Here is a 19,891-nt window from a genome sequence, read left to right on the forward strand (position 1 = left end):
ACCCTGCCCTACCAACTCCTTCCGGCTTCGATGAACTGAAGCGCAACCGCGGTCGAAAACTGCGTAACTCGTTGTTTACCAAGGAGTTTTCCGTTTCGACTGCGCCGGAAGTGGGGCGAATTATAGACGTCCAGAATCTGCCGTCAACCCCTGATTACGCTTTTCTATCAGGATGTTCAAAATCCCTGCTTATATATAGACGCAACCGCAACGAATGCGCAGTATATTGCCCAACACGTAACACACTACTCTCGTTTCTCACCTCGGACGATGCCACGCAATGAATGACCACCCCCGCAGCCTTGCCTCGATCTTGCTCTCGGTAGGCCTGCTCTTGATAGCCATGGCATCGATCCAGTCCGGAGCTTCCCTGGCCAAAAGCATGTTCCCGGTTATCGGCGCTCAAGGGACCACCACCCTGCGGCTGATCTTCGCCAGCGTGATCATGCTGCTGCTATTACGCCCATGGCGAGCGAAGCTCACCGCAAAGTCCCTGCGCACGGTAATTGTCTATGGGATGGCGCTGGGCGGCATGAACTTCCTCTTCTATATGTCCTTGAACACTGTCCCGCTGGGTATTGCGGTAGCCCTGGAGTTCACCGGCCCATTGGCGGTCGCTATTTATGCCTCACGTCGGGCGATCGACTTTCTGTGGATCGCTCTGGCAGCCGTGGGTTTACTGCTGTTGATTCCGACTGGCGCCACGAGTGCAGGTATTGATCTGGTTGGCGCAGGTTATGCCCTTGGCGCTGGTGTCTGCTGGGCGTTGTACATTCTGTTCGGCCAGAAGGCCGGTGCCGATAATGGCGTGCAGACCGCCGCATTGGGCGTGATGATTGCCGCACTGTTCGTAGCCCCCATCGGTATCGTCCATGCTGGTGCTGCACTGCTGACACCCGCGCTGATTCCCGTGGCCATCGGTGTCGCCATTCTGTCCACTGCCCTGCCCTACACCCTGGAGATGGTCGCCCTCACACGGATGCCGGCCCGGACCTTCGGCACATTGATGAGTATCGAACCCGCGTTCGGTGCACTGTCCGGCCTGTTGTTCCTCCATGAGTACCTTTCCCTGTCGCAGTGGATGGCTATCCTGTGCATCATTCTGGCTTCCGTCGGCGCAACCATGACCATGGGGAGCACCGCCAAGCCCGCAGTTGCGGCGGATTGAAACGAGATTTGACGAAGGTCTGGTATTTGCCGCTCAATTAGGCCATGTTTAGGCCACGTAACTCAGTGTCAGACATGGATTTTTTCAGATAGGGATATCAGAACGCTTCAAGCAAAAGCGAATGCAGGCAGACCCGGGCACAAAGATCCGGGGCCTCTATAAGGACAGCAATGAAACGAATTTTGATACTGATCGCCGTGCTTGCAGTTGCGGGCTGCGCGGCGACCTCGAAAACCCAGATCAAACACGGCAAGAAAGGACTGCATATCAACTGTTCTGGGCTGTCGTCCTCCTGGGACAAGTGCTACGCCAGCGCCGCCAATTCGTGCGCCCCCAAAGGTTACAAGGTGATCGCCAAGTCAGGGGATGCGGTCGAAGAGCCCGGAGATTATCCGTTTGGCCTTAACCCCGCCGGCTATACCAGCCGCAGTATGATCGTCATCTGCAAATAACCTTCCACGCCTATCTGGCTTGCCTGGCCCGATAGGCGCTTCGCCCGGGATGCTGCTAACGTTCGTCAGTCACTGACCGTTCAGCAAAGGGCGACATCCATGACCACCGCTATCAATCACAAGAAAATCCTATTGGTCGTCGGCGCAGGCGATGCCACCGGCGGCGCCATTGCCAAGCGTTTTGCCCGGGAAGGTTACGTCGCCTGCGTCACGCGGCGCAGCGCAGAAAAACTTCAGCCACTGGTAGATGCCATCACGATCAGCGGCGGCGAGGCTCACGGTTTTGCTTGCGATGCGCGCAAAGAAGAGGACGTAATTGCGCTCATCGAACAGATCGAAACCGAGATCGGCCCCATCGAAGCGTTTGTCTTCAATATCGGCGCCAATGTGCCGTGCAGTATTCTCGAAGAAACCGCCCGCAAGTATTTCAAGATCTGGGAAATGGCCTGTTTCTCGGGGTTTCTCAATGCTCGCGAAGTGGCCAAGCGCATGGTCACCCGCCAACGGGGCACGATCCTGTTCACCGGGGCCACCGCCGGCTTGCGCGGTGCCGCAGGTTTTGCAGCCTTCGCCGGCGCCAAGCACGGGATTCGCGCCCTGGCCCAAAGCATGGCCCGCGAACTGGGGCCGATGAACATCCACGTCGCCCATGTGGTGGTCGATGGTGCCATCGACACTGACTTTATCCGCGACAGTTTTCCGGAAAAATACGCGACCAAGGATCAGGACGGCATCCTCAACCCCGAGCACATCGCCGAAAACTATTGGTACTTGCACAACCAGCCACGGGACGCCTGGACGTTCGAGCTGGATCTGCGCCCCTGGAACGAACGCTGGTAAGCCCTCCCCCTACGACAAAAAGAAGAGCACATCGACCATGAGCAAAACCGTGGAGTTCTTTTTCGACCTCGGCAGCCCCGCCACCTACCTGGCCTACACCCAACTGCCAAAAATCTGCGCGCAGACCGATAGCCAGCTGATCTACAGGCCGATGCTGCTGGGCGGCGTCTTCAAAGCCACCGGCAACGCCTCCCCGGTGACCGTTCCGGCCAAGGGTCGCTACATGTTTCAGGACCTGGACCGCTATGCCAAACGTTACGGTGTGCCGCTGAAGTTCAACCCGCACTTCCCCATCAATACCCTGATGTTGATGCGCGCGGTCACGGGTATGCAATTACGTTATCCCGAACGCTTTCAGGCGTTTATCGATTGCCTGTTTCACGCCCTGTGGGTGGAAGGACGCAGCCTCGATGATCCCGCGATCGTTGCCGACGTGCTGACGCAAAACGGTTTCGATCCGAATGAGGTGCTGGCGCTCACCGCCGATGAGAACGTTAAAGCCGCCCTCAAGGAAAACACCGAGGAAGCGGTGCAACGCGGTGTATTCGGCGCACCGAGCATGTTTGTCGGGGACCAGCTGTTCTTCGGCCAGGATCGGCTGGACTTCGTCCTTGAAGCCCTGCGGGCGCGATAGCCGGACATAAATCAGGCGCTGGAAACAGCGCCTGAATTCAAGTCGATCAAATAGCCGCGGTCCGGGTGTTCAACCACTCAAGGGCCGCGCCATCAAGCAACGGGCTCAAGCGCTCGCGCACTTCGGCATGGTAGCCGTTGAACCACTGCTTTTCGTCTTCGGTCAGCAGCGACGGCTCCAGGCAGCGGGTGTCGATCGGGCACAGGGTCAGGGTTTCGAACTTCAGGAATTCACCGAATTCGCTCTTGCCCGCCTCGCGGTTCAACACCAGGTTCTCGATCCGCACGCCCCAACGGCCCGGACGGTAGGTACCCGGTTCGATGGAAGTGATCATCCCTGGCTGCATTGCAGTTTGCGGCGCGGCCGCCGCCTGATAGGCGATGACTTGCGGACCTTCGTGAACGTTGAGGAAGTAGCCGACGCCATGACCGGTACCATGCCCGTAGTCGACACTTTCGGCCCAGAGCGGTGCGCGGGCGATGGCGTCCAGCAACGGCGACAGAATGCCCCGCGGGAACTGTGCGCGGGAGAGTGCAATCACGCCTTTGAGTACGCGGGTGCAATCGCGCTTCTGCTCGTCAGTCGGCGTCCCCACCGGCACCATCCGCGTAATGTCGGTGGTGCCGCCCAGGTACTGGCCGCCGGAGTCGATCAGCAACAGGCCGTCACCCTCGATGACTGCGTGTTCTTCTTCGGTGGCGTGGTAATGCGGCATCGCACCGTTGGCGTTAAACGCGGCAATGGTGTTGAAGCTCAGCGATACGTAATCCGGACGCCGGGTGCGGGCCGCGGTCAGGTGTTCGTCGATGGTCAGTTCGGTGATGCGCTCACGCCCCCATGCCGCCTCCAGCCAGGCGAAGAATTCGCACAACGCCGCGCCATCCTGCTCCATGGCCCGACGGATGTGCTCGGCATCCGCCAGGCTTTTCTGAGACTTGGCCAGGGTGGTCGGGTTCAGGCCTTCGACCAGTTTCACATCACTGTTCAAGTTATCCAGCAGACCCGCCGTCACCCGCGCCGGATCGACTTGCAGGCTCGCGCCGCCTGGTATGGCGCGCAAAGCGGCGGCCACTTCGCTGTAATCGCGCAGGGTCACGCCGTCCTGTTCAAGGATGGCACGCAGCTCGGCGCTGACTTTGCTCAGGGCGACGAACAAAGTGGCCTGTTGCTGGCTGATGAGCGCGAAGGACACGAACACCGGGTTGAACGACACATCGCCGCCGCGCAAGTTGAACAGCCAGGCGATGTCGTCGAGGGTGGCGATGAAATGCCAGTCGGCACCGCGCTCTTTCAACACGTCACGCAGCTGGGCGAGTTTTTCGCCACGGCTGACGGTCGCTTGAGGCGGCAGATGTTGATAGATCGGCTCGTTCGGCAGGCTCGGACGATCACTCCAGACTTCGCTCAGCAAATCGATGTCAGTGCGCAGACGTGCGCCGCGCTCTTCGAGTTTGCTGCTCAAGGTACGCGCCGACGCCACAGCCATCACCGCGCCATCGACTGCGACGACACCACCTTCAGGCGTTTGCTCGGCCAGCCAATCAAGCGGGCCGGGTTGACCCGGTTGCAGTTTGACCAGCTCGATGCCGCTGCCCTTGAGCTCCTTGCTCGCTTGTTCCCAATAACGGCTATCAGCCCAGACGCCGGCAAAATCCGGCGTGACGATCAGCGTACCGACCGAGCCATGGAAACCTGACAGCCACTGCCGTCCCTGCCAATAGCCCGGCAGGTATTCCGACAGGTGCGGGTCGGCCGACGGCACCAGCAGAGCATGAATGCCCTCCCGGCTCATCAGCTCGCGGGTTTGCGCCAGGCGCCGGGGTACCAATCCATTGATCGAAGGCTGCGTACTCATCGTGTCTCCTGCTAACCACTTCATCATTATTGTTGGGTGCCGATCAGAGTCGGCGCTTAAGGACCTGTCGTCCAGAATGCCGGAGCACTGGCGGCGGCCGTTTTGATCAGGTGCGCAGCCTGGTCGATATCCTGCTCGGTAGTGAAGCGCCCCAGGCTCAAGCGAATGGTGCGACTGGCCGAGCGCGCGTCATGCCCCAGCGCCAGCAGCACATGGGATGGCGCATTACTGGCGGAGTTGCAGGCCGACGTCGCGGAAAACGCGATCGAGGTGCTCAACGCCGCGGAATTGAACTCACCTTCGTTGAAAGTCAGGCTCAAGGTATGGGGGATGCGCTGGGTCGGACTTCCATTGACGTGAATACCGGGAATGCTCAGCAGCTGGTCGAGCAAGCGTTCACGCAGGCGCACGATGGTGGCTTTTTCTTCATCGAACGACGCGGCTGCCAGCGCGAAGGCGACGCCCATGGCTGCGATCTGGTGCGTCGCCAGAGTGCCGGAACGCAACCCGCCCTCATGGCCGCCACCGTGGATCTGCGCCTGCAGGCGCTGTTGCGCGCGAGGCCCGACGTACAGCGCGCCGATGCCTTTGGGGCCGTAGACCTTGTGCGCCGAGAACGACATCAAATCCACTGGCCATTGGGCCAGGTCGATCGCCACTTTGCCCGCGCCCTGAGCCGCGTCAACGTGGAACAACGCATCGCGATCACGCACCACCTGGCCGATGGCCGGGATGTCGTTGACGGTGCCCAGTTCGTTGTTGACCAGCATCAGCGACACCAGAAAGGTGTCTTCGCGCATCGCCTCGCTGACCGCTTGCGGGGTAATCAGGCCTTCGGCATCGGGCACCAGATACGTCACGGCAACACCGCTGTCCTGCAATTGTCTGGCAGTGTCGAGAATCGCCTTGTGTTCAATCTGGCTGGTGATGATATGGCCGCCGGACACACCGCGGGCCTGGGTAACGCCCTTGAGTGCCAGGTTGTTGGATTCGGTGGCGCCGGAGGTCCAGACGATCTGCTCGGCCTGGGCGCCTACCAGTTCAGCGACCTGGCGCCGTGCCTGCTCGACCGTTTGCCGGGCCTGTTGACCGAAGACGTGGGAGCTGGATGCCGGGTTGCCGAAGTTACCGCTAAAACCCAGACACTCGACCATCACCTTGATGACCCGCTCATCCACCGGCGTGGTGGCGGCGTAATCGAAATACAACGGACGTTTATTCATAGAAGACTCGCAGAGCGTGTTCCGGGATCAGGAAGCTCGTCACTGGAAATATCAAAGCGTCGCCTTATGAGCGACGCCGAATTTTCAGAACGATAGCAATACCTGATCGGAGGCCGTTAAAGAAGAACAACTTCATTAAAAGTGCGTAGGAACGCTCCTGAAGTCGAGCTTAACAGGCATCGGCCAACCGGTTGAAGCAATGCGTCAGCTAAAACTTTCAAGCAACAACGGATACATGGAAGCCACCAGCAACAAGGCCATGCCCCAGTTGAACAGGCGTAACCAGCGGCGATCGCGCAGCACGTTACGCAACAACGTGCCACAACCAGCCCACACCCCGACGCTCGGCAGGTTGATCAGGGCGAAGACCGCAGCAATCACAATCACGTTGGTGAAATAGCCCTGCATCGGCGTGTAGGTGCTGATGGCACCGATGGCCATGATCCAGGCCTTGGGGTTGACCCATTGAAACGCCGCCGCGCCCAAATAACTGATCGGCTTGCCCTCTCCCTGCTCACCCTCGGCGACCGGCCCGGAATGCGCAATCTTCCAGGCCAGGTACAGCAAATACGCCGCGCCGACATAACGCAGCACGGTGTAAAGCAATGGATAGGTTTGAAACACCGTGCCCAGGCCGAAACCGACCGCCACCACCAACACGAAGAAACCGCAGGTAATGCCCAGCATGTGAGGGATGGTGCGGTTAAAGCCAAAATTCACGCCCGAAGCCAGCAACATGGTGTTGTTCGGACCGGGGGTGATCGAGGTGACAAGGGCAAACAGGGCAAAGCCCAGTAGCAGGTCGAGCGAGAGGGTCATGGCGGCAGTCCGTCAGGGTCAGTCAGGTGTTGACCCTATCGCACGCCTCGAGGGAAACCCATGGACAGTTGCGTGAAAGTTAGAGCAGTACAGTTGTCGCTCAGCTTGGGCGACCGTGCAGCTGTACTGTGCGTTCGGCGTTCATCTCGCCTTGCTTGTCAAAACTGATCGATTTGGCCGGCTGGCCGAGCAATTCGGCTTTCTTGGCATGGTACTCCTCGAAGGACAAGCCGCGACGATTCAGGGCTTCCAGCGCCAGCTCCCGGGTTTCTTCGGCGGTGTAGGGGCGCAGTTCCGGTGAGACATGACTGGCACATCCGGCGAGAACGGAAACGGCGAGCAGCAGGAAAGTGGCGAGTAGAGGTTTCATTTCGGGCATCCGGCTATCTGGGTTCGGGCAATGAACACAGGCTACCCGCGCGCCCTGAAGGGCAGAAATCAATGCTCTCGATAGTGGGTATCGGGATGAAAAGATCGTCCGAACGCGGCCCGAGCCTTCGGCAGCGCCTACGGCAAATCATATATACCTAAATAACCTATAAATATTAATTTACGGTCTTTTACGGAATAACAGCGAGCCTTTATAAACAACTCCATTGCGTTACGCACTGTTGCTCACGCAACTGTTTGCCTGGCAACAGTCGATCAACAAACCGCCCGTCAAATCGCACAGCGCCTGTCCATCAACGCGCTAAAAGCCGCTAAACACGGGGCTCCGAAGGATTGGTACAGCTCTTGCTCAACGCTGGTGACTACTCACTGCTCGCTGAGCAACTGTTTAAAAAGGAACTGTTCATGTCGCGTCTATTGAAAGTCGTTGCCCTCTCCGGCGGTACCTGGCGCCCGTCCCGCACTCTGGTGCTGACCCAGGCGCTGTTGGCCGAACTGGCCGGGCAGTTGCCGATCGAGAGCAAGTTGATCGAACTGGGCGATATCGCCCGACCGCTGGGCGCCGCGCTGTCGCGTCAGGAACTGAGCGCCGACATCGAAGCCGAACTGCAAGCCATCGAAAGCGCCGACCTGCTGATCGTCGCCGCGCCAGTTTATCGCGGTTCGTACCCTGGCCTGCTCAAGCACCTGTTCGACCTGATCGACCTCAACGCGTTGATCGACACCCCGGTGCTGTTGGCCGCCACCGGAGGCAGCGAACGTCATGCACTGGTGCTCGATCATCAATTGCGGCCGCTGTTCAGTTTTTTCCAGGCCCTGACCTTGCCGATTGGCGTGTACGCCACCGAAGCCGATTTCTCCAATTACCAAATAACCAGTGAGCCCTTGAAGGCCCGCATTCGTCTTGCTGCAGAACGTGCAGCGCCGTTGTTCGGCGTGCACCCCAAAAATCTGCTGAAAATCGCTTAAGGACTTCTTCATGGATGTTTTCTGGTTTCTGCCGACCCACGGCGACGGCCATTACCTGGGCACCACTCAGGGCGCCCGCCCGGTGACCCTCAACTATTTGAAACAAGTGGCCCAGGCCGCCGACAGCCTGGGTTATCACGGCGTGCTGATTCCCACCGGACGTTCCTGCGAGGACTCGTGGGTGATCGCTTCGGCCCTGGTGCCACTGACCGAACGCTTGCGGTATCTGGTGGCGATCCGTCCGGGGATTATTTCACCGACGGTCTCGGCGAGGATGGCCGCGACCCTGGATCGACTGTCCAACGGCCGCTTGCTGATTAACGTGGTGACCGGCGGCGACCCGGATGAGAACCGTGGCGACGGCAGCTTCCTCGATCACAGCGAACGCTACGAAGTCACCGACGAGTTCCTGCAGATCTGGCGTCGCGTGCTGCAAGGCGAAGCAGTGGATTTCGCAGGCAAACACCTGCGGGTGCAGAACGCCAAGGCGCTGTATCCACCCGTACAGAAACCTTATCCACCGCTGTATTTCGGGGGGTCGTCCGATGCGGCTCATGACCTGGCTGCCGAACAGGTTGATGTCTATCTGACGTGGGGCGAACCACCCGCCGCCGTGGCTGAAAAGCTTGCCGATGTGCGAGAACGCGCGGCGCGCAACGGTCGCACGGTGAAGTTCGGGATTCGCTTGCACGTGATCGTCCGCGAAACCGCCGAGGAGGCCTGGAAAGCCGCCGATAAACTCATCGAGCACATCAGCGACGAGACCATCGCGGCGGCGCAGAAGTCATTCTCGCGCTTCGACTCCGAAGGCCAGCGACGCATGGCCGCGTTGCATGACGGCCGTCGCGACAACCTGGAAATCTCCCCCAATCTCTGGGCTGGTGTCGGTCTGGTGCGCGGCGGTGCCGGGACCGCGCTGGTGGGCGACCCGCAGCAAGTGGCGACGCGGATCAAGGAATATGCGGACCTGGGGATCGAGAGTTTCATCTTCTCCGGCTACCCGCATCTTGAAGAGGCTTATCGCTTTGCCGAACTGGTGTTTCCACTGCTGCCCGAGCCGTATGCCAGCCTGGCCGGACGTGGCGTCACCAACCTCACCGGGCCGTTTGGCGAAATGATTGCCAATGATGTGCTGCCGGCTCACGCCAAAGCCTGAAAACCTCTTCCTGCTGATCGTTCCCACGCTCTGCGTGGGAATGGCTCTAGGGACGCTCCGCGTCCAGTGACGCGGAGCGTCACGGGCTGCATTCCCACGCAGAGCGTGGGAACGATCAAACAGAACGCATATGTCGCCAGAAAGAAGGAACACCCGCGTGACTGCCAAGCCGCTAAGCGCCCTGTTGCCCCCTTTGCAGACCGCCCGCCAACTGGCCGGCGAGTTTGCCCTGACCGCTGTCGAGCGCGATGAGCGCGGCGGTACGCCGAAAGCCGAACGTGACGCCTTGCGCCACAGCGGCCTGCTCGCTTTAAGCATTCCCGCCCAGTACGGCGGCCTCGGCGCCAGCTGGAGTGAAACCCTGACCATCGTGCGCGAGTTCGCCAAGGTCGACAGTTCGATCGCACATGTCTTCGGCTTCCATCACCTGATGCTCGCCACCGTGCGCCTGTTCGCCCGGCCCGAACAATGGCAGCCATGGTTTGAACAAACTGCGCGCAAGAACTGGTTCTGGGGCAACGCCCTCAATCCGCTGGACACCCGCACCGTGGTGAAAAACCTCGGGGGCTGGCGCGAGTTTTCCGGCAAGAAAAGCTTCTGCTCCGGCGCCAGCGACTCGGAAATGTTGATCGCTTCGGCCGTCGATGAAAGTGCCGGCGGCAAGTTGCTGATCGCCGCGATTCCCAGCGGGCGCAGCGGCATCACGTTGCACAACGACTGGAACAACATGGGCCAGCGCCAGACCGACAGCGGCAGCGCCACGTTTGAGCGGGTGCGGGTCGAAGAGTCGGAATTGCTGCTCGACCCTGGCCCGCTGAGCACGCCGTTCGCCTGCCTGCGCCCATTGATCGCCCAGCTCACGTTCACCCACATGTTCCTCGGCATTGCCGAAGGTGCCTTTGAAGAAGCGCGGCAATACACCCTCACCGAGACCCGCCCGTGGCACAAATCCAGCGCTCCGGATGTGCGCCAGGATCCTTACGTACTCGGCCATTACGGTGAGTTCTGGGTGGCCCTCGAAGGTGTCCGTTTGCTGGTGGAACGGGCCGCCGACTTGCTCGACAAGGCTTGGGCCAAGGGGCCGAATCTGAGCACCGAGGAACGCGGATATCTGGCCACCGCGATCGCCACCGCCAAGGTCGCCGCCACGCGCAATGGCCTGGAGCTGTGCAGCCGTTTGTTCGAGGTGACTGGCGCCCGCTCGACTCACGCCTCGCTGCGACTGGACCGTCACTGGCGCAACCTGCGCACACAAACCCTGCACGACCCGGTGGATTACAAACTCCATGAACTGGGCGAGTGGGCGCTGAACCAGTCCCTGCCGATCCCGACCTTCTATTCATAGTTATCCACTCAGGGAGCCTGCCCCATGCAACTGCTGACCTTACCGCCCTCACCCGCGCTGGCCACTTCGATCCGCGCCACGGCGCAGGTGTTCGAAGACCCGAAATCCCAGGCCTTGCTCGCGCACTTGCAGCAGGTCGCGCCGAGTGAAGCCAGCGTGCTGATCATCGGCGAAACCGGCACCGGCAAAGAGCTGGTGGCGCGGCATATCCATAACCTCAGTGCTCGCCGCAACCGGCCATTCGTGGCGGTGAACTGCGGCGCCTTTTCGGAATCGCTGGTGGAGGCCGAACTGTTCGGCCATGAGAAAGGCGCCTTCACCGGAGCACTGAGCGCCAAGGCTGGCTGGTTCGAAGAAGCCGATGGCGGGACCTTGTTCCTCGACGAAATCGGCGATCTGCCGATGGCCATCCAGGTGAAATTGCTGCGGGTGCTGCAGGAGCGCGAAGTGGTGCGACTGGGGTCGCGCAAGAGCATTCCCATCGACGTGCGGGTACTGGCGGCGACCAATGTGCAACTGGAAAAAGCCATCAATGCCGGGCACTTTCGCGAGGACCTGTATTACCGCCTCGACGTGGTCAGCCTGGAACTGAGCCCGTTGCGCGAGCGCCCCGGCGACATCCTGCCGCTGACCCGGCATTTCATCGAAGCCTACAGCCAACGCTTGGGTTACGGCAGCATCACCATTAGCAAAGAGGCCGAACACAAACTGCGCAGCTACAGCTGGCCGGGCAACATCCGCGAACTGGAAAACGTCATTCATCACACCCTGCTGATCTGCCGCAACGGTGTGATCGAGCGCGATGATTTGCGCCTGTCGAACATGCGCATCGAGCGTCAGGACGACCACCACGCCAGCGTCGACGACTCGCCGGAAGCCTTGCTCGATCGGGCCTTTCAAAAGCTCTTCGAGGAACAGGCCGGCGCACTGCACGAGAAAGTCGAAGATGCGTTGTTGCGAGCCGCCTACCGCTTCAGCCACTACAACCAGGTGCACACCGCTGCCCTGCTGGGGTTGAGCCGCAACGTGACGCGCACGCGGCTGATCAAGATCGGCGAACTGGCGGTGAACAAGCGTCGACCGACGGAAAACCTGCAGGGTGAGCGCTTGATGCAGTTGTCGATTTAGCCGATCAGTGTGCAGTGCAGCGCGTTGTCGTGGCTCAGGGCCGCGACGACTGCTCGTCGGGCACTCGGTTGTGGTGAAGAGGCTGACCTATAGTTGTTCGACCGGAAAACGGCGAAGGAACACCTTAACTCCACAACAATAAAGGGAGAACCGTCATGAGCGTTAAACCCATTCCAGAGGGTTATCACAGCATCACCCCTTATCTGGGCATTCAGAAAGCTGCCGAAGCCATCGACTTCTACAAAAAAGCCTTTGGCGCCACCGAAGTCATGCGCCTGGCCATGCCCGATGGCGGCATTGGTCACGCGGAGCTGCGCATCGGCGACAGCCCGATCATGCTCGGCACACCGTGCGACGAAGGCCCGTTGAGTAACCCGGACAAGTCGCCGTCCGTGGGCCTGCACTTATATGTGAACGATGTGGACAAGTCCTATAAACAGGCCATCGATGCCGGTGCCACGGTGGTGTCCGAGGTCAAGGATCAGTTTTATGGCGACCGCACGGGGACCTTGAAGGATCCCTATGGGCATCTGTGGTTTCTGGCCACACGCAAGGAGGATCTGACGCAAGAGCAGATCGAACAGCGGGCGAAGGAGATGTTCAAGCAAGGTTGATAGCTTCGGTATGTGATTAGGCCCCATCGCGAGCCGGCTCACGATGGGGTCATCACATTCAACATCAACATTGGCTGCTCCCACACAGCGCAGAAACACGAAACATTTTCTTTCATATCCCCTTTCGGGATTTCCGATGCTCATACGTCTTATTTAGATGCAGTCGGTCGCGTAGGCAAAAGCCACGGCCGGCCTTTCATGGACCACAACGCTGGGAAGCCCGCAGCAGAGGTCCTCTCATCGAAACAAGACCTTTAATCATGTCGAAGAAATCCCGCTCAAAACTCTGGTTTCTGGTCCATAGCTGGCTGGCCCTGCCCATCTGGTTCTTTGTATTGATCGTCTGCGTGACCGGTACCCTGGCGGTGGTCAGTCAGGAAATCGTCTGGCTGGCCAACCCGCAAATGCGCGCCAGCCCGCCTTCGGACGACGCACCGCTACTCAGCTATGACCAGATCATCGCCGCCATCAAAAAGGCCGAGCCCCAAACGCTGGTCGAGCGTATCAACCGTCCCGATGAGTCGCATTTCGCCCTGGACGTGAAGGTCAGTTACCCGGACGGACGCTCGGTGACGGTCTATGTGAACCCCTACAGCGGGGTGATTCAAGGCACGGCACCGCAATTCAACTTCAGAGCCTTCACTCGCGCGCTGCATGGCTGGTGGCTGGTGCCGTTCACCAATGGCTACAGCTGGGGCTGGTATCTGGTGTCGTTCCTCGGCTTGCCGATGCTGGCGTCGCTGGTGACGGGGCTTGTGGTCTACAAACGGTTCTGGAAAGGCTTCTTGCGACCGACCTTGCGCATTCGTCATGGCGCGCGGATTTTCTGGGGCGACTTTCACCGGCTCAGCGGCATCTGGTCGATCTGGTTCATTGCGGTGATTTCCGTCACCAGCACCTGGTTCATGATTGAGGCCATCCTGTTCGATAACCACATTTCGATTTCCACCGCACCGGTCGCTCCCGTCGTCCCGCGTGAGAGCGTGCCGCTCACCGTCGATGGCGCACCGGCGCCGATGATCAGCCTGGAAAGCGCGATCCGCGAGGCCAAGGAACGCATTCCCGGTCTGGAAGACAGTTCTGTCAGCCTGCCCGCCAATGCCTATAGCCACCTTTCAGTGAGCGGGCGCAGTTGGTACCCGTTGATCTACCAGAGCGCCGAGGTCAACCCTTACACCGGTGACATTTCCGCCACGCGCCTGCTGTCGGATCGTTCGGGCCTGGAGCTGGTGACCGAATCCATGCGTCCGCTGCACACCGGCGATTTTGGCGGTATCTGGATCAAACTGATCTGGTTCTTCTTCGGCCTGATCCTGAGCCTGATGGTCCTCAGCGGCCTGTTGATCTGGACCAAACGCACTGCCCTGGCCACGGCCAACGCGCTCAAGCGCAGCAACAAGCGTCCACGGGCTGCGCTGACCGCTCAGCCCGCCCCGGCCATGAGCCGCGAAGCCACGGAGGGCAGCCGATGAGCCAGGTCGCAGCAGAAAAACCGCGTTCGCCGCTAAGCCGCTTCTGGCACACATGGCGCTTCCACATCAACGTGCTGCTGTTACTGGTGCCGCTGGGGTTCATGCCCAAATACTTCGCTGACGCAGCGCTGTTTCGCGGTGACACCGGCCTGGGTGAGCGTGAAGTCGGTGAAGTTCAGGTCGGCCCCTGGAGCCTGCGCCTGGCTGAATTGCGCAACGCAGCCCCGGTATCCGATGGCCCGGCCGGCTACTTGAAGTTCTTCAATGCTGCGCTCTGCGACAGCTGTCGCGATCAGGTCAAGGCGACTTACCTGCGCATTGGCAAACCGCGCAGCCTGCGCGCCGCCGGGGTGATTTTCTTTGGCACGCCCTACCACATGGGCGCCGCGCTGCCGGTACCCGAAAAGACCAAAAACGACGCTGAGCTGTGGATCACCATGGAGGGCTGGGACGGCGCCATGCATCAAGCCTCCATTCCCCTGAGCCAGGCATCCCCGGCCACCGTCGCATGGCTGAACAGACAAGGAGGCAAACCATGATCGCCGCTTTTCGCCCCGTTTTACTGGTGCTCTGCGCCGCCTTCAGCGCCAGCGCCCTGGCCCACAACCCGATGTGCGAATGCAAGGCCATCGACGCCGAACAGATCCGTTGCACCGGTGGTTTCTCCGACGGCAGTGGCGCACCGGGCGTGACCCTGGATGTGATCGGCTACGACGAAACCATCCTGGTGCCGGGCAAGCTCGGCGCCGATTCGACCCTGACGTTCAAGAAACCCGGCGCCGAATTCTACGTGCTGTTCGACGCCGGTCCCGGCCACGTGGTCGAGATCGACCAAGCCGACATCGAGGCGCCCTGAACATGAGCATGACCACGCCAACCACCCAAGTGGTGCGCCCGGCCGGTGCCGGCCATGAAACCCTCTATGTGTTGCTGTTGTGCCTGATGATCCTCGCGGTGGCCGGTTCGGTGGTCGCCTGGCGCGGCGAGTCCCGGGAGATGAGCAGCGTCGGCAGCCATCAACTGGATGCCCGTCGTGACTTGAGTGCATCCGAGCAAGGCATTTACGCAGACCTGCGAGTCACACTGGATGAAATCCATCTGTTGCGTGAGGAACAGCAAGCACTGCCCACACCCGCCACCCTCGCCGATGAAGGTTTCGCGCCGTTTGCCCGGGACGCCAGTTCTGTCAGCCGAGGCGGTCATGCCTGGCAATTGCTGGACGCCAAGGCGTACTTCGGCCAGAGCCAGACCGTGGCCGGCTCGTTCCTGATGCGTTTGACCGCTGACGACGATGCGCCAGACGTCTGGCTCAATCGCGGCAAAGCTCTCACTACCCCGACTGATCTGACTGACGCCGCGCTCGAAAGCGCCGGCTGGCGGCAGATCGTCGCGCAATTCGATGCCGGGGTCACCCGCCAGCATCGGCACTGAACCCTCGCCCTCACCCGAGAGAAGACCGCTTCCCCATGCCTAGTTCATCTCAACGTCCATTTTTGCGCCTGCTGCTGGTCGGCCTGCTTGCCTGTTTGCTGACGCCGCTGGCCAGTGCCGAAGAAGCCAAGCGCCTGCGCATCGGCATCACCCTGCACCCTTATTACAGCTACGTGGCGAACATCGTCGGCGACAAGGCCGAAGTGGTGCCGCTGATCCCGGCCGGTTTCAACCCGCACGCCTACGAGCCCCGCGCCGAGGACATCAAGCGCATCAGCGGGCTCGACGTGATTGTGCTCAACGGCGTGGGCCATGACGATTTCGCCGACCGCATGATTGCCGCCAGCGAAACCCCGAATATCAAAGTGATCGAAGCCAACGAAAACGTGCCGCTGCTGGCCGCCACCGGCGTCGCCGCTCGCGGTGCCGGCAAAGTGGTGAACCCGCACACGTTCTTGTCGATCAGCGCTTCGATTGCCCAGGTCAACAACATCGCCCGCGAGTTGGGCAAGCTCGACCCGGTCAACGCCAAGACCTACACCCAGAATGCCCGCGCCTACGGCAAGCGCCTGCGGCAGATGCGCGCCGATGCCCTGGCCAAACTGACCCAGGCGCCGAACGCCGAGCTGCGCGTGGCCACGGTCCATGCCGCCTACGACTATCTGCTGCGCGAGTTCGGCCTGGAAGTGACCGCCGTGGTCGAGCCGGCCCATGGCATCGAACCCAGCCCCAGCCAGCTGAAAAAGACCATCGATCAACTGCGGGAGCTGGACGTGAAAGTGATCTTCTCGGAGATGGATTTCCCGTCCACTTACGTCGAGACCATCCAGCGTGAATCCGGGGTGAAGCTGTATCCGCTGTCGCACATTTCCTATGGCGAATACACCGCCGACAAGTACGAAAAGGAAATGACCGGCAACCTCAATACCGTGGTTCGGGCGATTCAGGAGTCAGGCGCATGACCGCTCAAGAAACCCTGACCGTACAAAGCACCGGCCCGACCCTCGATTTCGCCGAAGTCAGCCTGACGCTGGGTCGCACGACGATCCTCGACAACGTAACTTTTCAGGTCCGACCCGGCAGCGTGCATGCCCTGGTCGGCCCCAATGGTGGCGGCAAGAGTTCGCTGATCAAGACCCTGCTCGGGCAAATGCCGCATCAGGGTCGCTTGAGCCTGCAATGGCCCGGCGAACCGGCGACCATCGGCTACGTGCCGCAAGCGCTGGAGTTTGATCGCGGTTTGCCGATGACCGTCGACGACTTCATGGCGGCCATGTGTCAGCGGCGCCCGGCATTCCTCGGTTTGAGCAAGCATTACGCGACGGCCATCGGCGAAGCGCTGGAACGGGTCGGCATGCAGGACAAACGCAAACGGCGCATGGGCGCGCTGTCCGGCGGCGAGCGCCAACGGGTTTTGTTGGCCCAAGGGCTGATTCCGGCGCCACAGTTGCTGGTGCTCGATGAACCGATGTCGGCGCTTGATGAAGCCGGTATCCAAGTGTTCGAACGGCTGCTGGGCGACTGGCAACAGAGCGGCATCACCGTGCTGTGGATTGAACATGATCTGGAAGCCGTCGCACGTTTGGCGGACCGGGTCACCGGGCTCAATCGGCGGGTGCTGTTCGATGCCACGCCGAAACAGGCGCTGACCCCGGAGCGACTGCTGACCTTGTTCTCGACCCATCCCAGGAGCGCTGCCTGATGAGTTACGAAGCCTTTCGTTTGATGGTCCAGGGTTGGGCCTCGCAAGGTTACCTGCCGGAAGCGCTGGCCTATGGATTTGTGGTCAACGCCCTGCTCGCCGGATTGCTGATCGGCCCGGTGCTGGGCGGTCTGGGCACGCTGGTGGTGGTCAAGCGCTTCGCATTTTTCTCCGAAGCGGTGGGTCACGCGGCGTTGACTGGCGTGGCCATCGGCATTCTGCTCGGTGAACCTTACACCGGGCCTTATGGCAGCCTGTTCGGTTACTGCCTGCTGTTCGGGATTTTGCTGAACTACCTGCGCAACCGCACGGGCCTGGCGCCGGATACATTGATCGGCGTGTTTCTGTCGGTGTCGTTGGCGCTGGGCGCGAGCCTGCTGTTGATCCTGGCGGGCAAGATCAACGTGCACATTCTGGAAAACGTGCTGTTCGGCTCGGTACTGACGGTCAACGGCAACGACCTGCTGGTATTGGCCATCGTCGGTTCACTGGTCATGGCTCTGGCCTTGCCGCTGTACAACCGCATCATGCTCGCCAGTTTCAACCCGCAACTGGCGGCGGTACGCGGTGTGGCGGTGAAAACCCTGGACTACCTGTTCGTGATCCTGGTGACGCTGATCACGGTGGCAGCGGTGAAAGTCATCGGCGCGATTCTGGTCGGCGCCCTGCTGGTGATTCCAGCGGCGGCCGCGCGCTTGCTCAGCCAGTCGCTGAAGGGCTTCTTCTGGTGTTCGGTGCTGATTGCCACGGTGAGCACCCTGTGCGGAATTCTCGCGCCGATTGTCTTTGACCTGCCCATCCCGTCCGGCGCCGCGATCATTCTGGTGGCCGGCATCGCCTTCGCCCTGGCCGCGATCGCTCGCGGCATCGTCCCAAGTCTGAAAGGGAACCTCGGATAAATGTGTTTTTCTCTGCGTCAACTGACCCTGGCCGTAGCCCTGTGTGGCCTGGCCCATACTTCCATCGCAGCGGACAGCGCCAAACCGTTGCACGTGCTGGCGTCCTTGCCGATCACCTATGGTCTGGGCGAAGTGTTGCTCAAAGGTACCGAGGTCAAACTGGAACGGGCCGCGCCGGACAATCTGCCCGGCAGCCGACAGACCGCCTATTTCACCGGCCGTGGCGCTCCAGCGCTGGCCAAACTGGCGACCGACGCCGATGCAGTGATTGGTCTGCGTTCGCTGTGGGCGGATGATCCGCTGTACCCGATATCCCGGCGCAGCAATATTCGTATCGTCGAAGTCGACGCCGCCCGCCCGGTGGACGGCGCCCTTCCCGGCATCGCCGTGCAGCCCGGCAACAAGGTCGACGGTTTGAACAGTCAGCCGTGGCTTTCCAGCAACAACATGGGGCGCATGGCGGACGTGATGGCGGCAGACCTGGTGCGCCTGGCGCCGGCGGCCAAACCGACAATCGAGGCCAATCTGGCAGCGCTCAAACAGCGCCTGCTCAAGCTCAGTGCCGACAGCGAAGCGCGGCTGGCCAGTGCCGACAACCTGAGCGTGATGAGTCTGAGCGATCATTTCGGCTACCTGATCGGCGGCCTCAACCTAGAGCTGATCGGCCTCGATGCACGGCCGGATGCCGAGTGGACGCCCGAAGCGCTCAAGCAGTTAGGTGTGATGCTCAAGGACAATGATGTGGCGGTGGTGTTGCATCATCGACAGCCGTCGGAGGTGGTGAAAGCAGTGATTGCCGAGGCGGGCAGTCGGTTGGTGGTGTTGAGTGTCGATGGGGCGGATCCGGTGGCCGAATTGGAAGGGAATGTGGATATGGTGATCAAGGGGTTGAGCGGGGCGTAACGTCAGTTGGACCGCGAAGGCAATCTCAAGTCATGAAAAAGCCCGCCGACCTTACCGGTTCAGCGGGCTTTTCGTTGCAGCCAGAGACGCTCAGTGAGCCACGGCCGCCTGCTCTTCCATTTTCTGACGCAGGCTCAGCGGACGCATGTCGGTCCAGACCTCTTCGATGTAGGCCAGGCATTCCTTTTTCAGGCCGCTCTTGCCCACGGTGCGCCAGCCTTGTGGCACGGCTTTATAGTCGGGCCAGATCGAGTATTGCTCTTCGTGGTTGACCACGACCTGAAAGAGGATGTCTTCGCGGTCGAATACTGACGTCATGCTGTCTCTCCATCGCTATCGGGTGGGCTGCACGCCGTGCGCAGCCGTTATGTAAAAAGAACGTTCGAGGCGCCAGAAAATTTAGAGGCTGGCGGTGGCTGCGGCCATGGCCCTGCCGAAAATGTCGGCCACCCGATCGATTTCGGCGGCGGTGATCACCAGTGGCGGCAGGAAACGCACAACACCGCCATGACGCCCGCCCAGCTCGAGGATCAACCCGCGCTTGAGGCATTCGCGCTGCACCAGCGGCGCCAGACGACCGAATACCGGTGGATGGCCTTGAGCGTCCGGCACACCAGTCGGGTCGACCAGTTCGACGCCCAGCATCAAGCCACGTCCGCGAATGTCGCCCAGCTGCGGGAAGTCCCGCTGCAGGATGTGCAAGTGTTCGCTCAGGCGTTCACCCATGGCGGCGGCGTGCTCGCAAACCTTGTGCTCGGTCAGGTAGCGCATCACCGCAGAGCCTGCGGCCATGGCCATCTGATTACCGCGGAAGGTTCCGGCATGGGCGCCCGGCAGCCAGGTGTCGAGCCAGTCGCGATAGACCACCACCGCCAGCGGCAGGCTGCCGCC

General features: G+C 60.8%; 24 protein-coding genes. 18 read left to right on the forward strand and 6 right to left on the reverse strand.

Annotation, left to right across the window (positions count from 1 at the left end; genetic code table 11):
• The 5 genes from PMI21_RS29820 to PMI21_RS24750 all read left to right on the forward strand — a co-directional run.
• A partial coding sequence (locus PMI21_RS29820; RefSeq protein WP_238541193.1) for a hypothetical protein occupies nucleotides 1-284 on the forward strand: 284 nt, incomplete at its 5' end.
• Nucleotides 281-1,168 (forward strand): threonine/homoserine exporter RhtA, encoded by an 888-nt coding sequence (rhtA, locus tag PMI21_RS24765; protein WP_007934216.1) that lies wholly within the window; start codon nucleotides 281-283, stop codon nucleotides 1,166-1,168. The genes PMI21_RS29820 and rhtA, both read left to right, overlap by 4 nt.
• Before the next feature lie 170 nt (nucleotides 1,169-1,338).
• Nucleotides 1,339-1,620 (forward strand): hypothetical protein, encoded by a 282-nt coding sequence (locus PMI21_RS24760; protein WP_007934217.1) that lies wholly within the window; start codon nucleotides 1,339-1,341, stop codon nucleotides 1,618-1,620.
• Between the two features lie 99 nt (nucleotides 1,621-1,719).
• Nucleotides 1,720-2,460, forward strand: coding sequence for an SDR family oxidoreductase (locus PMI21_RS24755; RefSeq protein ID WP_007934218.1), 741 nt, complete (start codon nucleotides 1,720-1,722; stop codon nucleotides 2,458-2,460).
• Nucleotides 2,461-2,497: 37 nt separating this feature from the next.
• Nucleotides 2,498-3,094 (forward strand): 2-hydroxychromene-2-carboxylate isomerase, encoded by a 597-nt coding sequence (locus tag PMI21_RS24750; protein WP_007934219.1) that lies wholly within the window; start codon nucleotides 2,498-2,500, stop codon nucleotides 3,092-3,094.
• Between the two features lie 46 nt (nucleotides 3,095-3,140).
• Here PMI21_RS24750 and PMI21_RS24745 read toward each other — a convergent pair whose 3' ends face one another.
• The 4 genes from PMI21_RS24745 to PMI21_RS24730 all read right to left on the reverse strand — a co-directional run bounded on the left by PMI21_RS24745 (nucleotide 3,141) and on the right by PMI21_RS24730 (nucleotide 7,361).
• On the reverse strand, nucleotides 3,141-4,949 hold the full coding sequence (locus PMI21_RS24745) for an aminopeptidase P family protein (protein WP_007934220.1): 1,809 nt from the start codon (nucleotides 4,947-4,949) through the stop codon (nucleotides 3,141-3,143).
• 56 nt (nucleotides 4,950-5,005) lie between these two features.
• A complete protein-coding gene (locus PMI21_RS24740) occupies nucleotides 5,006-6,172 on the reverse strand; it encodes a cysteine desulfurase family protein (RefSeq protein WP_007934222.1) in 1,167 nt (388 codons plus the stop codon).
• Nucleotides 6,173-6,376: 204 nt separating this feature from the next.
• Nucleotides 6,377-6,991 (reverse strand): LysE family translocator, encoded by a 615-nt coding sequence (locus tag PMI21_RS24735; protein WP_007934224.1) that lies wholly within the window; start codon nucleotides 6,989-6,991, stop codon nucleotides 6,377-6,379.
• 100 nt (nucleotides 6,992-7,091) lie between these two features.
• Nucleotides 7,092-7,361 (reverse strand): hypothetical protein, encoded by a 270-nt coding sequence (locus tag PMI21_RS24730; protein ID WP_007934225.1) that lies wholly within the window; start codon nucleotides 7,359-7,361, stop codon nucleotides 7,092-7,094.
• Between the two features lie 425 nt (nucleotides 7,362-7,786).
• Here PMI21_RS24730 and msuE point away from each other — a divergent pair, with 425 nt between their 5' ends.
• The 13 genes from msuE (at nucleotide 7,787) to PMI21_RS24665 (ending at nucleotide 19,000) form a co-directional block, all read left to right on the forward strand.
• Nucleotides 7,787-8,350, forward strand: a complete 564-nt coding sequence (gene msuE / locus PMI21_RS24725; protein WP_007934226.1) for an FMN reductase — start codon at nucleotides 7,787-7,789, stop codon at nucleotides 8,348-8,350.
• Nucleotides 8,351-8,360: 10 nt separating this feature from the next.
• Complete coding sequence (gene ssuD / locus PMI21_RS24720) at nucleotides 8,361-9,506, forward strand: FMNH2-dependent alkanesulfonate monooxygenase (RefSeq protein WP_007934227.1); 1,146 nt, start codon at nucleotides 8,361-8,363, stop codon at nucleotides 9,504-9,506.
• Nucleotides 9,507-9,636: 130 nt separating this feature from the next.
• The gene (locus PMI21_RS24715) at nucleotides 9,637-10,851 is read left to right on the forward strand and encodes an acyl-CoA dehydrogenase family protein (RefSeq protein ID WP_177318269.1); all 1,215 of its coding nucleotides are present in this window, start codon (nucleotides 9,637-9,639) and stop codon (nucleotides 10,849-10,851) included.
• A 24-nt stretch (nucleotides 10,852-10,875) separates the two neighbouring features.
• Entirely contained in the window at nucleotides 10,876-11,979 is a 1,104-nt protein-coding gene (locus PMI21_RS24710) for a sigma-54 interaction domain-containing protein (protein ID WP_007934229.1), read from the forward strand.
• Between the two features lie 155 nt (nucleotides 11,980-12,134).
• On the forward strand, nucleotides 12,135-12,593 hold the full coding sequence (locus tag PMI21_RS24705) for a VOC family protein (RefSeq protein WP_007934230.1): 459 nt from the start codon (nucleotides 12,135-12,137) through the stop codon (nucleotides 12,591-12,593).
• A 260-nt stretch (nucleotides 12,594-12,853) separates the two neighbouring features.
• Nucleotides 12,854-14,065 (forward strand): PepSY-associated TM helix domain-containing protein, encoded by a 1,212-nt coding sequence (locus tag PMI21_RS24700; RefSeq protein WP_007934232.1) that lies wholly within the window; start codon nucleotides 12,854-12,856, stop codon nucleotides 14,063-14,065.
• Nucleotides 14,062-14,604, forward strand: coding sequence for a hypothetical protein (locus PMI21_RS24695; RefSeq protein WP_007934233.1), 543 nt, complete (start codon nucleotides 14,062-14,064; stop codon nucleotides 14,602-14,604). Before PMI21_RS24700 ends, PMI21_RS24695 begins: the two co-directional genes overlap by 4 nt.
• Entirely contained in the window at nucleotides 14,601-14,921 is a 321-nt protein-coding gene (locus tag PMI21_RS24690; RefSeq protein WP_007934236.1) for a hypothetical protein, read from the forward strand. Before PMI21_RS24695 ends, PMI21_RS24690 begins: the two co-directional genes overlap by 4 nt.
• Nucleotides 14,922-14,929: 8 nt before the next feature.
• Nucleotides 14,930-15,496 carry a DUF6162 family protein gene (locus PMI21_RS24685; protein WP_033063805.1) on the forward strand — a complete coding sequence of 189 codons (567 nt, stop codon included), beginning with the start codon at nucleotides 14,930-14,932 and terminating at the stop codon, nucleotides 15,494-15,496.
• Nucleotides 15,497-15,531: 35 nt separating this feature from the next.
• Complete coding sequence (locus PMI21_RS24680; RefSeq protein WP_007934241.1) at nucleotides 15,532-16,458, forward strand: metal ABC transporter substrate-binding protein; 927 nt, start codon at nucleotides 15,532-15,534, stop codon at nucleotides 16,456-16,458.
• On the forward strand, nucleotides 16,455-17,198 hold the full coding sequence (locus PMI21_RS24675) for a metal ABC transporter ATP-binding protein (RefSeq protein WP_007934242.1): 744 nt from the start codon (nucleotides 16,455-16,457) through the stop codon (nucleotides 17,196-17,198). The genes PMI21_RS24680 and PMI21_RS24675 overlap by 4 nt, the downstream gene beginning before the upstream one ends.
• Nucleotides 17,198-18,097 carry a metal ABC transporter permease gene (locus PMI21_RS24670; protein WP_007934243.1) on the forward strand — a complete coding sequence of 300 codons (900 nt, stop codon included), beginning with the start codon at nucleotides 17,198-17,200 and terminating at the stop codon, nucleotides 18,095-18,097. Before PMI21_RS24675 ends, PMI21_RS24670 begins: the two co-directional genes overlap by 1 nt.
• Nucleotides 18,098-19,000, forward strand: coding sequence for a metal ABC transporter substrate-binding protein (locus PMI21_RS24665; RefSeq protein WP_007934244.1), 903 nt, complete (start codon nucleotides 18,098-18,100; stop codon nucleotides 18,998-19,000).
• 90 nt (nucleotides 19,001-19,090) lie between these two features.
• Here PMI21_RS24665 and PMI21_RS24660 read toward each other — a convergent pair whose 3' ends face one another.
• Nucleotides 19,091-19,318 carry an MbtH family protein gene (locus tag PMI21_RS24660; protein WP_007934245.1) on the reverse strand — a complete coding sequence of 76 codons (228 nt, stop codon included), beginning with the start codon at nucleotides 19,316-19,318 and terminating at the stop codon, nucleotides 19,091-19,093.
• An 81-nt stretch (nucleotides 19,319-19,399) separates the two neighbouring features.
• Nucleotides 19,400-19,891, reverse strand: a 492-nt coding sequence (locus PMI21_RS24655) for an aminotransferase class III-fold pyridoxal phosphate-dependent enzyme (protein WP_007934247.1), incomplete at its 5' end; no start/stop codon positions are given.

The sequence above is a fragment of the Pseudomonas sp. GM18 genome, from assembly GCF_000282195.1.
GTDB lineage: Bacteria > Pseudomonadota > Gammaproteobacteria > Pseudomonadales > Pseudomonadaceae > Aquipseudomonas.

Bases quoted from the DNA above. Each gene is read 5' to 3' on its own strand.
- rhtA (WP_007934216.1), top strand. From the start codon at position 281: ATGAATGACCACCCCCGCAGCCTTGCCTCGATCTTGCTCTCGGTAGGC.
- PMI21_RS24760 (WP_007934217.1), top strand. From the start codon at position 1,339: ATGAAACGAATTTTGATACTGATCGCCGTGCTTGCAGTTGCGGGCTGC.
- PMI21_RS24755 (WP_007934218.1), top strand. From the start codon at position 1,720: ATGACCACCGCTATCAATCACAAGAAAATCCTATTGGTCGTCGGCGCA.
- PMI21_RS24750 (WP_007934219.1), top strand. From the start codon at position 2,498: ATGAGCAAAACCGTGGAGTTCTTTTTCGACCTCGGCAGCCCCGCCACC.
- PMI21_RS24745 (WP_007934220.1), bottom strand. From the start codon at position 4,949: ATGAGTACGCAGCCTTCGATCAATGGATTGGTACCCCGGCGCCTGGCG.
- PMI21_RS24740 (WP_007934222.1), bottom strand. From the start codon at position 6,172: ATGAATAAACGTCCGTTGTATTTCGATTACGCCGCCACCACGCCGGTG.
- PMI21_RS24735 (WP_007934224.1), bottom strand. From the start codon at position 6,991: ATGACCCTCTCGCTCGACCTGCTACTGGGCTTTGCCCTGTTTGCCCTT.
- PMI21_RS24730 (WP_007934225.1), bottom strand. From the start codon at position 7,361: ATGAAACCTCTACTCGCCACTTTCCTGCTGCTCGCCGTTTCCGTTCTC.
- msuE (WP_007934226.1), top strand. From the start codon at position 7,787: ATGTCGCGTCTATTGAAAGTCGTTGCCCTCTCCGGCGGTACCTGGCGC.
- ssuD (WP_007934227.1), top strand. From the start codon at position 8,361: ATGGATGTTTTCTGGTTTCTGCCGACCCACGGCGACGGCCATTACCTG.
- PMI21_RS24715 (WP_177318269.1), top strand. From the start codon at position 9,637: ATGTCGCCAGAAAGAAGGAACACCCGCGTGACTGCCAAGCCGCTAAGC.
- PMI21_RS24710 (WP_007934229.1), top strand. From the start codon at position 10,876: ATGCAACTGCTGACCTTACCGCCCTCACCCGCGCTGGCCACTTCGATC.
- PMI21_RS24705 (WP_007934230.1), top strand. From the start codon at position 12,135: ATGAGCGTTAAACCCATTCCAGAGGGTTATCACAGCATCACCCCTTAT.
- PMI21_RS24700 (WP_007934232.1), top strand. From the start codon at position 12,854: ATGTCGAAGAAATCCCGCTCAAAACTCTGGTTTCTGGTCCATAGCTGG.
- PMI21_RS24695 (WP_007934233.1), top strand. From the start codon at position 14,062: ATGAGCCAGGTCGCAGCAGAAAAACCGCGTTCGCCGCTAAGCCGCTTC.
- PMI21_RS24690 (WP_007934236.1), top strand. From the start codon at position 14,601: ATGATCGCCGCTTTTCGCCCCGTTTTACTGGTGCTCTGCGCCGCCTTC.
- PMI21_RS24685 (WP_033063805.1), top strand. From the start codon at position 14,930: ATGACCACGCCAACCACCCAAGTGGTGCGCCCGGCCGGTGCCGGCCAT.
- PMI21_RS24680 (WP_007934241.1), top strand. From the start codon at position 15,532: ATGCCTAGTTCATCTCAACGTCCATTTTTGCGCCTGCTGCTGGTCGGC.
- PMI21_RS24675 (WP_007934242.1), top strand. From the start codon at position 16,455: ATGACCGCTCAAGAAACCCTGACCGTACAAAGCACCGGCCCGACCCTC.
- PMI21_RS24670 (WP_007934243.1), top strand. From the start codon at position 17,198: ATGAGTTACGAAGCCTTTCGTTTGATGGTCCAGGGTTGGGCCTCGCAA.
- PMI21_RS24665 (WP_007934244.1), top strand. From the start codon at position 18,098: ATGTGTTTTTCTCTGCGTCAACTGACCCTGGCCGTAGCCCTGTGTGGC.
- PMI21_RS24660 (WP_007934245.1), bottom strand. From the start codon at position 19,318: ATGACGTCAGTATTCGACCGCGAAGACATCCTCTTTCAGGTCGTGGTC.